The organism is Bradyrhizobium liaoningense (assembly GCF_018130955.1).
In the GTDB taxonomy this organism is placed as follows: domain Bacteria; phylum Pseudomonadota; class Alphaproteobacteria; order Rhizobiales; family Xanthobacteraceae; genus Bradyrhizobium; species Bradyrhizobium liaoningense_C.
The window spans coordinates 1-12,770 of the sequence record NZ_JAFCJM010000080.1 but is presented as its reverse complement, the minus strand read 5'-3'; the positions used below and the strand labels follow the sequence as shown (position 1 = coordinate 12,770).

9 protein-coding genes and 2 pseudogenes are annotated in these 12,770 nt (G+C 63.2%); 6 read left to right on the top strand and 5 right to left on the bottom strand.

The genetic code is table 11. From position 1 onward, the window contains the following. Nucleotides 1–35: 35 nt before the first annotated feature. Nucleotides 36–254 carry a hypothetical protein gene (locus JQ632_RS40380; protein WP_212407313.1) on the bottom strand — a complete coding sequence of 73 codons (219 nt, stop codon included), beginning with the start codon at nt 252–254 and terminating at the stop codon, nt 36–38. Between the two features lie 384 nt (nt 255–638). On the opposite strand from JQ632_RS40380, the gene JQ632_RS35200 reads away from it, so the two are divergent. Both JQ632_RS35200 and JQ632_RS35195 read left to right on the top strand, forming a co-directional pair. After that, nucleotides 639–2,195, top strand: a complete 1,557-nt coding sequence (locus tag JQ632_RS35200; protein ID WP_212407312.1) for a winged helix-turn-helix domain-containing protein — start codon at nt 639–641, stop codon at nt 2,193–2,195. A 158-nt stretch (nt 2,196–2,353) separates the two neighbouring features. Then, nucleotides 2,354–4,261 (top strand): acyl-CoA synthetase, encoded by a 1,908-nt coding sequence (locus JQ632_RS35195; protein WP_212407311.1) that lies wholly within the window; start codon nt 2,354–2,356, stop codon nt 4,259–4,261. Between the two features lie 76 nt (nt 4,262–4,337). Here the strand turns inward: JQ632_RS35195 and JQ632_RS35190 are convergent, their stop codons facing one another. After that, nucleotides 4,338–5,714, bottom strand: coding sequence for an ABC transporter substrate-binding protein (locus JQ632_RS35190; RefSeq protein WP_212407310.1), 1,377 nt, complete (start codon nt 5,712–5,714; stop codon nt 4,338–4,340). 210 nt (nt 5,715–5,924) lie between these two features. Between JQ632_RS35190 and JQ632_RS40550 the strand changes: the two are divergent. Further along, nucleotides 5,925–6,386: pseudogene (locus JQ632_RS40550) on the top strand (CHASE3 domain-containing protein); the annotation flags it as partial. A 189-nt stretch (nt 6,387–6,575) separates the two neighbouring features. Beyond that, nucleotides 6,576–7,775: pseudogene (locus tag JQ632_RS40545) on the top strand (sensor histidine kinase); the annotation flags it as partial. 5 nt (nt 7,776–7,780) lie between these two features. Here the strand turns inward: JQ632_RS40545 and JQ632_RS35180 are convergent. Continuing rightward, nucleotides 7,781–8,953, bottom strand: a complete 1,173-nt coding sequence (locus tag JQ632_RS35180; RefSeq protein WP_212407308.1) for a M20 aminoacylase family protein — start codon at nt 8,951–8,953, stop codon at nt 7,781–7,783. Between the two features lie 147 nt (nt 8,954–9,100). Between JQ632_RS35180 and JQ632_RS35175 the strand changes: the two genes are divergently transcribed. Continuing rightward, the gene (locus tag JQ632_RS35175) at nt 9,101–9,595 is read left to right on the top strand and encodes a hypothetical protein (RefSeq protein WP_212407307.1); all 495 of its coding nucleotides are present in this window, start codon (nt 9,101–9,103) and stop codon (nt 9,593–9,595) included. 133 nt (nt 9,596–9,728) lie between these two features. Here JQ632_RS35175 and purB read toward each other — a convergent pair whose 3' ends face one another. After that, nucleotides 9,729–11,036: an adenylosuccinate lyase gene (purB, locus tag JQ632_RS35170; RefSeq protein ID WP_212407306.1), complete on the bottom strand. Its 1,308-nt coding sequence runs from the start codon at nt 11,034–11,036 to the stop codon at nt 9,729–9,731. A gap of 563 nt (nt 11,037–11,599) precedes the next feature. Here purB and JQ632_RS35165 point away from each other — a divergent pair. Next, entirely contained in the window at nt 11,600–12,190 is a 591-nt protein-coding gene (locus JQ632_RS35165; RefSeq protein WP_212407305.1) for a TetR family transcriptional regulator, read from the top strand. Nucleotides 12,191–12,196: 6 nt separating this feature from the next. Here JQ632_RS35165 and JQ632_RS35160 read toward each other — a convergent pair whose 3' ends face one another. Continuing rightward, on the bottom strand, nt 12,197–12,505 hold the full coding sequence (locus JQ632_RS35160; RefSeq protein ID WP_212407304.1) for a hypothetical protein: 309 nt from the start codon (nt 12,503–12,505) through the stop codon (nt 12,197–12,199). Nucleotides 12,506–12,770: the final 265 nt, after the last annotated feature.

Genomic DNA, 12,770 nt, shown 5'->3' with positions numbered 1-12,770 from the left:
TCCGGCCGGACCGTCGGCGAATTCACCTGCGTGAGCTACCAGTCGCCGTCGGCGAAGAAGCCGGTCTGGACCCGGGGCTGGCTGCCGAGCGCGGCGCTGCGTCCGCTGGCGCCGGCGCCTGCGCCCGCGGCGTCGGATTGGTTGGGCACCTGGACCCAGCCGGGTGGCACGATCGAGATCGCAAGCGGAGGCCTCGGCGGCCGGTTGCATGTCGAGGGCGAGATGGTGGTGCCCACCGCGCGAGACTTCCACACCGGCGTCATCGACGCCCAGGTGAAAAGGCCGACGCCATCGCCTTTCTCGACGATGGCTGGCTGCCGTTTGAAACCAAATGCGACAGTGGCTGCCGGGTGCGAATGCAGCGCGTGGGGCCCTATCTTGTGGTCGAGGACAATGGCGATTGCGGTGGCGCAGGCGTCAGCTTTACCGGGCTGTACCGGAGGACGAAATAGATCGCAGTCCGCACGGCCATATCGTGCTCGGTTCGCGCGAAACTCTTGCCAGCCTCTTGCTCCCGCGATCACGCCGAGGCTCAATCCGGGCGGTAGCTTACATTTTTCCCGCCAAAGGGTATCCTTTTGCGGCCTTCAATGTGCAGGAGGGGCCGGCAAACTGTGCTGCCTCCGGGGAGCCAGCGATTGCGCTACCTCTTTGAAGACTATCAGTTGGACATCGATCGCCGCGAGCTGCGCCGCGGCCGTGAGGTCGTATCCGTCACGCCGCAGGTGTTCGATCTGCTCGAATATCTGGTCAACAACAGAGAACGGGTTGTCAGCAAGGACGATCTCGTCAACGCGGTCTGGAAAGGGCGCGTTGTTTCCGAAGCGGCACTGACCACCCGGCTCAATGTTGTGAGGAAGGCGATCGGCGATTCCGGCGAGGCGCAGCGCCTGATCAAGACATTGCCGCGCAAGGGCGTCCGTTTCGTAGGGGACGTCAGGGAGGCGCCAGGACCGGACAACGCGCCGGTGGAGACGACATCCGAGCCTTCGGAACCTGCGCTCAAGTTGCCGGACAAGCCATCGATCGCCGTTCTTCCCTTCACGAATCTGAGTTCGGATCCGGAGCAGGACTATTTCGCCGACGGCATCGTCGATGACATCATCACGGCGCTGTCGCATTTCAAGCTGCTGTTCGTGATCGCACGAAATTCCAGCTTCGCCTACAAGGGCCGCGCGATCGACGTCAAGCAGATCGGTCGTGAACTTGGGGTGCGCTATTTGCTGGAAGGCAGTGTCCGCAAGGCCGCCGACAGGGTTCGCATCACGTGCCAGTTGATCGATGCTGCGACCGGTGCGCATCTGTGGGCGAACCGGTTCGAAGGCGATCTGTCCGACGTCCTGACGCTTCAGGACGAGGTGGCCATGAAGGTCGCCTCGATCATGCAGCCCGCGCTGCTGCAGGCCGAGATCGAACGGGCGATACGACGCCCGACGGATATCAACGCGTACGATTCCTACCTTCGCGCAACGGCGCACTTTTACACACTGACGCGTGAGGGACTGGCGAGCGCAATCGAGCTTCTGTCGCGGGCTCTGGATATCGATCCTCGCTATAGCGCGGCTGCGTCACTTGCGACGCTTTGCCATATCCTGAATGTCTCGATGGGATTCAGTGCCGATGTGAAGGCTGAGCTGAATGAAATAGAGCGGTTGTCCCAGCTTGTACTCAGCATTGACGCCAATGATGCGGACACGCTGGCGTCTGCAGGCTGGGCCAGAGCCTTCGTCAGGAAGGACTTTGTCACCTCAACCGAGATGGTCGACCGCGCCGTCACGCTCAACCCGAATTCCGCGACCGCCTGGACCTATCGCGCCATGGCCCTTCACGCCGCGGGTCAATCGGAGGAAGCTGTGCGGAGCTACCAGCAGTCCATTCGGCTTAGCCCGATGGATCCAATGCTCTATGGAATGTTCGGCGGAATAAGCCTTGCCCTGGTCAGTCTTGGCCGCTTTGACGAAGCGCTCAACGCGGCAAGACGCGCCGTCCGCGACAATCCCGCTTTCAGATTGGGACATGTATGCTTGGTCGCTGCCCTGGCGCATCTGGGGCGCGATGCGGAAGCAAGGGAGGCCGCCGCGCGACTGATGACGCGTGAACCGGACCTCAGTATTTCGAAGATGGTCCGGGGCGCCCAGCAATGGCGGATCGAGGCGGTGGCGGATGGCCTTCGCAAAGCGGGTTTTCCGGAATAATTCCGAAATGCCGTTCCGCTACATGGACGAAAGCGCAAACATCGATCATTCTGTCCCTTCGCGATCCGCCGCGTGAACACCCGGCCGGTTCGCGGGCCTCACCCCGAAACAACAAACAAGCGGGCAGGCGCAATGTGATTGAGGGAGGACGGACTGACATGGCGGGCATTCACGCGCTCGATCGGCTTATCGGCGACAGCTACCCGGATTTGACGACGGACGAGGAGGTTCGGAAGCTCGAGCAGGTCCCATATGCGGACCGCGTCGCCGCTGCCAGCACCTACGAGGCGGTGAAGCTTGGCGCTGCGCGCAATCCCGACGCGCCGGCGATCCAGTTCTTGCAGAATGCCGATCCGGCCGATACGCCACTGGTCGTGACCTATCGCGATCTCGTCGCGCGCGTCACCCAGGCCGCCAACATGTTCCACGCGCTCGGCGCTGATAAGGACGACGTCATCAGCTTCATGCTGCCCCTGGTGCCGGACGCTTTCGTCACGCTACTGGGCGCGGAAGCCGCCGGCATCGCCAATCCCGTCAATCCGCTCCTGGAGCCGCACCAGATCGCTGAGATCCTGGAGGCCGCGAACACGAAAATCCTGGTCGCGCTGGGGCCGATGCCCGGCACCGACATCTGGCAGAAGGTCGAGCAGATCCGCCCGCAACTGAAACATCTCAAGGCGATCGTGCAGGTGTTCGGCGGCGGCGATCCCGCCAACGGCATCTATTCGTTCAACGACCTCATTAAGCAGCAGCCGGCCGATCGCCTCGTGAGCGGCCGCAAGATTCTGGGCAGCGACATTGCAGCCTATTTCCACACCGGCGGCACGACCGGTACGCCGAAGCTGGTGCGGCATACCCATGCCAACCAGGTTTACCAGGCCTGGGCGCTCAATTTGCTGCTGCAGGCGAAGCCCGGCGGAAATCTCTTGTTCGGCATGCCGCTGTTCCATGTCGGGGGATCGTTGACGCAGGTGCTGACGACGCTGTCGGGCGGCGGCTCGCTGGTTGTGCTGTCGCCGAGCGGATGGCGCAATCCGAATGCGGTGAAGAACATCTGGAGCCTGGTCGAACGCTTCAAGCCGGAGGCACTGTCGAGCGTGCCGACCGTGCTTGCCGCAACGCTCGGGATTCCGCGGGGAAATGCCGACATCTCGAGTTTGAAATATGCCGCCGGCGGCGGCTCCGCGATTCCCGTCGCCGTCGGCTCGGCGATCCAGGACAAGCTCAAGCTGCCGGTGATCGAAGTCTACGGCATGACCGAGACGTCGAGTGTGCACACCATCGCCTATCCGGATCGGCCGATTCGCCTGGGCTCGGTCGGCCTGCCGCTACCCTATTCGCGCGTGCGCGTCGTCAAATTAGATGCCGACGGCCGCTTGCTCGGCGACTGCGCACCCGACGAGATCGGCGTCGTCACGATGGCCGGGCCCGGCGTGTTCGGCGGTTATCTCAACGACACCCACAACAAAGGCGCGTTCGTCGACGAGGTCTGGGTCAATTCCGGCGATCTCGGGCGGCTCGACAAGGACGGCTATCTCTGGATCACCGGCCGCGCAAAAGATCTCGTGATCCGCGGCGGCCACAACATCGATCCGGCGCCGATCGAGGAGATCATGTTTGGGCATCCCGCGGTCGGCTTCGCCGCGGTGGTCGGCCAGCCCGACGCCTATGCCGGCGAACTGCCGGTCGGCTATGTCCAGTTGAAGCCGGGCGCGACCGTTCAGCCCGGTGAGCTGGAGGCCTGGGTGCGCGAGCGCACGCCGGAGCGCGCCGCCGTGCCCGTGCAAATCATCCCGATCGATCCGATGCCGGTGACCGGCGTCGGAAAAGTGTTCAAGCCGCAACTGCGCTGGGACGCCGCGCAGCGCGTGTTCACGAATGTGCTGACGCCGCTCACCGAGAAAGGAATCGACTGCAAGGTGAAAGTCGGCGCCCATGGCAGTCACGGCTCGATCGCGACCGTGACGATCGCGGGCGTGCCCGCGGACAAGCGTGAGGCGGTGACAAGCGAGGTGCAAAAACTGCTCGGACCGTTCGTGATGCGGCACGAGGTGGTCTTTGGTTAGCCGCGTGTAGCGTGGGGTGAACTCGTTGGGCCGCGCAAAGCGCGGCCCAAGTCTTCAGGCTGGAAACGTCTCGCCGCTATCCGCGGATTGCCGCGTTGGCCTTTTCGGCGGCGGCGATCATGGCCGCCTTCGCCGGCGTCGCTCCATTGACCACTTCATTGACGCCGATCATGAAGGCGTCGAGGATGAGTTTCGATTGCGGATGGAAAAGGGCTGCCTTGGCGCGGTCGACATCGGCATTTTGCAGGTTGCTCAGTGCCGCCTCGGCGGCTTGGGCGCCGAACGCCTTCTTGAAGCCGTCGCTGGACCAGGCCGATACGCGTGTCGTTGCGAGCCCCGCTGCGGCCGTCTTAAGCGATGTCGGCTTGCTCGTCGCCCACGCCAGGAATAGGAAAGCGGCCCGCTTGTTTTTTGATTTCGAATTGATGCACGCCTGCCAGTGCGACATGAACGGGACGGGTGTGCGGCCGGGGAGATGCGGGAAGGCTGCATAGCCAGCCTGGCTCGCGACACGGCTCTTCGCTGGATTGGAGATGTCGGTTGCGAAGTTGCTGCTGTCGATTGCCATCGCCGTCCGCCCTTGCAAGAAGTCGTCCAGCACGTGGTACCATTCATAGCTGCCGGCGCCGTAAGGCCCGGCCTGGCTCAGCAGTTGTCCGTACATCTCGACGGCCGCGATCGCCTCCGGGCTCGCAAACGCGGCCTTGTTGTCCTTGACCAGGGCCCCGCCGTAAGAGAACACGAAGCCGAGGGCCGGCGGGCAGGAGTTGAAGCTGGCTTGGGCGCGCATTGCGATGCCCGACATGTCGTTGGTCTTGATCGCCTTGGCGGTCGCCAGCAGCTCTTCGAAAGTCTGAGGAATCGGCAGGCCCTTGGCTGCCAGCGCATCTTTGTTGATGAACAGGGTCATTGCCTCGGACGTAATCGGCATGGCGTACCGTTCACCATCGGTCCACAGCGGGAAAGCCCGGGCCGTCTTGAGAAGGTCGCTCTCGTCATACCAGGAAAGATCGATCAGAGACTTGTTGGAATAGTAGGCGCTTAACGGCTCGAGCCATCCTGCCGAGATGCCCTGGCCATAGGTCGTGAACATGAACACGTCGGGCGTGATGCTGCCGCGCGCGAGCTTGATCGGCACGGCACCCATGAACGTGGTTTCCAGTTGGAAATCGGGATCTACCGTGATGCCTGTCAGTTTGGTGAACTCCGGCAGTAGCGGAGTGATCGCATTCGACCACGGATGAATCGCACCCGAGAGCGTTATCGTCTGTCCCGCAAACTGCTTCCAATCGATCGCCGCGTTGGCGTAGTTCGCGGCGGCATCCTCGGCAAACCCCAGCCGCGATAGCGCGGTTAATGTCGGCAGGACTGCTCCCGCCTTGCCCAATGCCTTGACGAAGCTTCTTCGGCTGGTCGAGGCCCGACCGCCCAGTGTGTTTTCACCCGGTGCCATGTTGGTACTCCTAACTTGGTCACAACACGTGACGTGCGACGCTTTGTCTCTCGCAAGCCAAATGACGGACTGCGAAGCCGGTGCAACATGCGCATCGAGAATGTCGGGTTCCCGGCTCACCTGTGCGGACCGGTCATGCTATTCTAGCAAATGCTCTGACGTCGGCACAGAAGATAGCCGGTCAAGCGAGCTCCGAAGACGCGCGGCCAAATGTCAGTCTTTGCCCGGGGCCATTTCTTGCGGTGGTTTGCCCGTCCGCTGATCGTGGCGGCTGCGGTGCTTCTGATGCTGTTCGCCGCAACCGCTTTCCTCGGCCTGGAATATTGGCAGGAGCGACAGACAGCTCATCACGTCGTTGGGCATAGCCGTCAGGTACTCGAAACGCTCGATCGGCTGCGGGCGATCATCGCCGAAGTGGAGACCGAACGGCGCGGATATCTGATGACCCTCGATCCGGCCTATCTCAAGGCCTACGGCGTCTCCGACGAAGGTATGCGGCGGGAGGCGCAGGCGCTGCAGGCGTTGGTAGCAAGCGATCCGGCGCAGAGCCATCGCGCCACACATCTGACGCTGACCCTTTCGGCAAAGCTGCGCGAGATCGACGAGATGGTGAAGACGGCCGGCACATCGGGGCTGGCGGCGCTGGCGATGATCCGCAGCATGGATCAGATCCGGTCGCAAATCGATCTGATGGTGGACCACGAGCGCTTCCTGCTTGCCGAACGGGAGACACGCGCCGAAACGTTCGAACAACGCTGGATCTGGCTCATCGCCGCTGCCGTTGTCCTTGTCGTCGCGCTCGCCGGCGCAGCGCTGGCGCTCGCGCGATTCGAAACGAGACGCCGCAGAAAGGCGACGGAGGAGAATGTCCAGCTCCACAGCGATCTGTTGGCGCGCGACAGGAAGATCCGTCGTCTGGTTGACTCCAGCATCATCGGGATCATCATCTGGGACCTCGACGGTCTGATCTTTGATGCGAACGACGCCTTTCTCCAAATGGTGGGCTACGACCGGGAAGATCTCGCCGCGGGTCGTCTGCACCGCCACACGCTGACGCCGCCGGAATGGAGCGGCGGCGACGCGCGCAACGTGGCGGAGTTGATGGAGACCGGGTCCGTCCGGCCATTCGAGAAGGAGTATATTCGAAAGGACGGCGGCCGCGTGCCAGTGCTGATCGGCGGCACGATGTTCGAGGAAAGCAGACATCAAGGGGTCAGTTTTGTCCTCGATTTGACCCAGCGAAAACAGGCGGAAGCCGAAGCCCGCGAAAGCGAGCGGCGCTTGCGCGAAGCCCTGATGGAGCTCGCGCACGCCAATCGCGTCACCACGATGGGGCAGCTGACAGCTTCGATCGCCCATGAAATCAACCAGCCGATCGCGGCGGTCGTGGCCAACGCGCAGGCCGGGCTGCACTGGCTGGCCCGTCAACCACCAAATCTGGAACAGCTCCAGGAGTCGCTCGAATACATCGTCAGCGACGGCCTGCGAGCCGGGGACGTCATCGGCCGGATCCGGGCGCTCATCAAGAAGACGCCACCGCGCAAGGAGGATCTGGAGATCAACAAGGCGGTCCTAGAGGTCATCGCCCTGACGCGGGCCGAGGCGCTGAAGCACAGCGTCTCGGTGCGAACGCAACTCGCTGAGGGGTTACCGCCCATTCAAGCCGATCGTGTCCAGCTGCAGCAAGTGATCCTCAACTTGATCGTCAATGCGGTCGATGCAATGAGCGGGGTGAGCGAGGGCGCACGGGAGCTGCTGATCAGCACCGAGACGGATGCGTCGAACAGCGTACGCGTCAGCTTGCGGGATTCCGGTCCGGGACTGGACCCGAAGAATGCAGACCGCCTGTTCGAAGCCTTTTACACCACCAAGGCCGCCGGCATGGGCATGGGGCTGGCGATCTGCCGCTCAATCATCGAGGCGCACGGGGGACGGATGTGGGCATGCGCGAACGAACCGCGGGGCGCCGTCTTTCAGTTCACCCTGCCTCTCGAACAGGACGAGACCGCTTCCGCCGACCTGGAGGCCGATCTGTCCAGTCCGCGCCGCCGACTCGCGTGATCGCTCTAACCTGCCGGCATCGTCTTCTCGATCAGGCGTACCCAATAGGAGGCGCCGTGGCCGAGGATGTTGTCGTTGAAGACGTAGGCGGGGTGGTGGCACTCGTTGCCTTCGCCCATGCCGACCAAGATCATCGCACCGGGGCGCGCCTCCAGCATGAAGGAGAAGTCTTCGGCGCCCATCATCGGGACGAACTTCTCGTTCACCCGATCGGCGCCGACGATGTCGCGGGCGACGTCGGCGGCGACGCCGGCCTCGCGCGCATGGTTCATCGTCACCGGATACATGCGGCTGTACTTGGTCTCGGCCGAGCCGCCATAGGCGCGGGCGATGCTGTCGGCGACCTCGGTGATGCGGCGCTCGACGAGATCGCGCACCTCGGGGTCGAGCGTCCGCACCGTGCCGCCGAGCACCGCAGTCTCCGGGATGATGTTGAAGGCGGTGCCGGCGTGGAATTGCGTGATCGAGATGACGGCCGATTTCAAGGGATCGACGTTGCGCGCCACGATCGATTGCAGCGCGTTGACGATCTGCGAGCCGATCAGCACGCTGTCGACCGCCTTGTGCGGCAGCGCGCCGGCGTGGCCGCCCTTGCCCGTCACAATGATCTGCACGTTGTCGGAGGAGGCGAGCATCGCGCCCGGCGTCGTCGCGAAGTGACCCTCGGGCAGGTTCGGCATGTTGTGCATGCCGTAGACTTCCTGGATGTTCCAGCGCGTCATCATCCCGTCGTCGACCATCGCCTTGCCGCCGCCGCCGCCTTCCTCGGCGGGCTGGAAGATCATCACGGCGGTGCCGTCGAAGTTGCGCGTCTCGGCGAGATATTTTGCGGCGCCCAGGAGCATCGCGGTGTGGCCGTCATGGCCGCAGGCGTGCATCTTGCCGGGGACCTTCGAAGCGTAGGGCACATCGGCGGTTTCCTCGATCGGCAGCGCGTCCATGTCGGCGCGCAGCCCGATGGTGCGGCCGGAGCCGGTCTTACGGCCGCGGATCACGCCGACCACGCCGGTCTTGCCGATGCCCGTCACCACCTCGTCGCAGCCGAAGGCGCGCAGCTTGTCGGCGACGATGCCGGCGGTGCGATGGACCTCGTAAAGCAGTTCGGGGTTCTCATGAAAATCATGGCGCCAGGCGGCCATTTCATCTGACAAGGCGGCGATGCGGTTGACGATGGGCATGAGAAGGGTCCGTTTCTTCTGTGTTCGGGGGGCGAGGGGCGCAGCGTATCCCGCGGCATCGCGGTCCGCAAATGGTCAGCAGGCTTTCGCCGACCCGGCCCGTGGCTATAAGGTGACGGCGCGACACGCCGGGGACAGGGGCAAGCGATGCGGTTCGGACGCGACATTCTTGTACTGGCCGCCTGCGTCTCAGTCATCGCTGGCCCGGCCCTCGGCTGCGATGTCGGTCCAGCAACCGCCACGATCAATGCGATCAGCCAAAAAATCCTCGCCCGCCAGGTGAAGCGGATCGACCTGTTGAAGATATCGGATCGCCTGCTCGCCAGCATTCCGATCTCGCCGGAGCATTTTGCGAGCTATTCGAGCGAACGTTCGACGCTCACGCTGACCGAGCGCGACGCGGCGGAACTGGCCGCGGCGGTCAAGACGCTGGCGCCGGCACAATTGGCCTACCAGCCCGATTTGCGCTGGCAGCTCGTGTTTCTGGATGAGTCCGGCGACAAGCTGCACGCGATCTTCTTCAGCAAGCGCTACGTGCAGGGGCGGGGCCGCAGCGGCTATGTCGACGGCAATATGTGCAGCTTCAGCACCGCGACGATCGGCAGCCCCGCGCTGGTCAAATGGTTGCAGAAGCGGTTGTAGCTGCAACACGTCATTCCGGGGCGATGCAAAGCATCGAACCCGGAATCCAGAGATTGTGGCGCGAGATTCCACAATGCGCAATTGCGCATTGGGGTTCACGCGCGTCGCGCGTGCCCCGGAATGACAGGACCGATCAGCTCTCCCCGAACACGCGCTTGAAAATCGTGTCGACGTGCTTGAGGTGATAGCCGAGGTCGAACTGCTCCTCGATCTCGGCGTCGGTGAGATACTTTTTCACCTCCGCGTCCTTCTTCAGGAGCTGGAGGAAGTCGCCTTCGCCGCGCCAGACCGGCATCGCATTGCGCTGCACGAGCTTGTAGGAGTCCTCGCGGCTCGCGCCCTTCTGCGTCAGCGCCAGCAGCACGCGCTGCGAATGCACGAGGCCGCCGAGGCGGTCGAGGTTCTTCTGCATGTTGGCGGGATAGACCAGGAGCTTGTCGATCAGGCCGGCGAGGCGCACCAGCGCAAAATCGAGCGTCACGGTCGCATCGGGCCCCATCATGCGCTCGGCCGAGGAGTGCGAGATGTCGCGCTCGTGCCAGAGCACGACGTTCTCCAGCGCCGGCGTCACATAGGCGCGCACCATGCGCGACAGGCCAGTGAGGTTTTCTGACAGCACAGGGTTGCGCTTGTGCGGCATTGCGGAGGAGCCCTTCTGTCCCTCCGAGAAGAACTCTTCGGCTTCCAGCACCTCGGTGCGTTGCAGATGGCGGATCTCGACGGCGAGGCGCTCGACCGAGGAGGCGATCACGCCCAGCGTCGCAAAATACATCGCGTGGCGATCGCGCGGGATCACCTGGGTCGAGATCGGCTCGGGCACGAGCCCCATCGCCTTGGCCACGTGCGCTTCGACGCGCGGGTCGATTTGGGCGAAGGTGCCGACGGCGCCTGATATCGCGCAGGTCGCGACCTCTTTCCGCGCCGCGATCAGGCGCTCCTTGGCGCGCGAAAACTCGGCGTACGCAAAAGCGAGCTTGAGGCCGAAGGTGACGGGCTCGGCATGGATGCCGTGGCTGCGGCCGATGGTCGGTGTCATCTTGTGCTCGAAGGCGCGCTTCTTCAGCGCTGCCAAAACCTTGTCGAGGTCGGCGAGCAGCAGGTCGGCGGCGCGGGTGAGCTGCACGTTGAGGCAGGTGTCGAGCACGTCGGAGGAGGTCATGCCCTGGTGCACGAAGCGCGCCTCGGGGCCGACGATCTCGGCGAGGTGGGTGAGGAAGGCGATGACGTCGTGCTTGGTCTCGCGCTCGATCTCGTCGATGCGGGCGACGTCGAAGGTGACGTTTTTGGCCTTGTCCCAGACCGTCCTGGCGGCCTGCTTGGGGATCGTGCCGAGCTCGGCCAGCGCGTCCGCCGCATGCGCCTCGATCTCGAACCAGATCTTGAAGCGCGTCTGCGGCTCCCAGATCGAGGCCATTTCCGGGCGGGTATAGCGGGGGATCATATGACGGCTCCAAAGAGGTGGGCGGCGGCCCCAACGGGGCGGCACGGGCCAAAATGCTTTTTACGCCGCGATTTAGCAGAGCTGGGAGGGCGAAACAAACCGGAACGCCAGCCAACGGGGGATATTGGGGCGTTTTACGCTATGGCGGTCAATCACGGAAAACTGACTGACAGATATTGAAATCTGTCAGCGAGATGTGTATATCCGTTCCCGGACGCCCCGATTGGGCGTTCCACGGCCACCCAAGGCCCGACATCCGAAACGAACCGGATCGAGGGCCGTATTGAAGGGTAGCCGGGGACGAGTGGAGAAAGACAATGACTATCGAAATCCTGAATTTGGCCGAGCAGATTGGGCGTTGGCTCAATTTGGCTGTGGCGCGCCAGATCGCGGCGCAGGCTGCAAAACTGCCCCACTAATTTTTGAGCATGACCTTGTCGGAAAACCGCTACACACTTTTCCTGGTCATGCTCTAGGGAAAAGCTTTCCGAACGACCGGTGAGGGCGCTTCGGAAGCCGCCCGTTCGCCGGATGATTGGCCCCCAAGGGAACATGGTGCTGGCATGAATGAAGCCGTGGTTCTGACCCCCGAGCGCATCCTCGACGTGACCGAGGACGTGCTGCGGCGCTATGGACTTGCCAAAGCCACAGTGGTGGACGTTGCGCGTGCGCTCGATGTGAGCCACGGCAGCGTCTATCGCCATTTTCCGAGCAAGGCCTCGCTGCGCGAGGCGGTCGCCAAACGCTGGCTCGACCGCATCGACGCGCCCTTGCGCAAGATCGCCGAAGACAGCTCAGGTCCCGCGCCGGCGCGGCTGGACGCCTGGCTGCGCACGCTGTTCGCCGCAAAACGTTCGCGCGTGCTCGATGACCCCGAGATGTTCCAGACCTACCTGACGCTAGCGCGCGAGGCCTGTGCGGCCGTGAAATGTCACAAAGACACGATGATCGATCAGATCGCGTCGATCCTGAGCGACGGCGTGAAGCAGGGCGTATTCGCCGTGGACGACGTCAAGGCCACCGCGCGCGCGATCTTCGATGCGACCATCCGTTTCCACCACCCGGCCCATGCCGACGAGTGGAAGGACGTAGATCTCGCTGCGCGCGTCGATGCGACGCTGGCGCTGCTGCTGCGTGGGCTGAAGGCGGCGTAGACCTGCTCAACCTCTCCCTTTGTGCAAGAGGGCGCCTTCACGAAGCGAATGCGGGTGATGGCTCCGTTTCTGCGCGTGAACAGCGCCGTCGGTCGACGGCGCGACGGGCGGGCTTTCCGGATATGTACTGATCTCGAATTCGACGACGCCCCCCGGCCGCCTTCGAAGGCGGTGAAATGTCAGCTCATGGTCGAGCAGAGGACATCGGAACCTGACGAAAGCCGTATCGGGCAATCGGCAGAGTTCGTCGATGAGCTCGCCTACGGTGATGATCGGGGAATGATGGGCGACTACCTCGCGAATAGCCTTACTCATGGCGCTACTCCTCCCGCTACTAACCAGTACGCAACGGTCCCTGTTCCATTCCGTGGCGCCGCAAGGGTGGGTTTCATGCGGCAGTCCTGCTGCTAAATCTTCGTCAGCCCTTAAAGCGCGATGGCTTTAGGTTGAATCGGTTGTCCGGCCTCGGTTCACCTCTCCCCAGCGGGGAGAGGTCGATTTGCTGTTCAGCCCGGATAGATTGGTAACAAAGTAGACCTGATGGATTGGTAACAGTTCTCTGTCGGCTGGGAGGACCAGT

Coding starts and splice junctions, on each gene's coding strand:
- JQ632_RS35180 (WP_212407308.1), bottom strand. CDS start 8,953: ATGCCCATCGTCAACCGCATCGCCGCCTTGTCAGATGAAATGGCCGCC.
- JQ632_RS35195 (WP_212407311.1), top strand. CDS start 2,354: ATGGCGGGCATTCACGCGCTCGATCGGCTTATCGGCGACAGCTACCCG.
- JQ632_RS35175 (WP_212407307.1), top strand. CDS start 9,101: ATGCGGTTCGGACGCGACATTCTTGTACTGGCCGCCTGCGTCTCAGTC.
- purB (WP_212407306.1), bottom strand. CDS start 11,036: ATGATCCCCCGCTATACCCGCCCGGAAATGGCCTCGATCTGGGAGCCG.
- JQ632_RS35190 (WP_212407310.1), bottom strand. CDS start 5,714: ATGGCACCGGGTGAAAACACACTGGGCGGTCGGGCCTCGACCAGCCGA.
- JQ632_RS35160 (WP_212407304.1), bottom strand. CDS start 12,505: ATGAGTAAGGCTATTCGCGAGGTAGTCGCCCATCATTCCCCGATCATC.
- JQ632_RS35165 (WP_212407305.1), top strand. CDS start 11,600: ATGAATGAAGCCGTGGTTCTGACCCCCGAGCGCATCCTCGACGTGACC.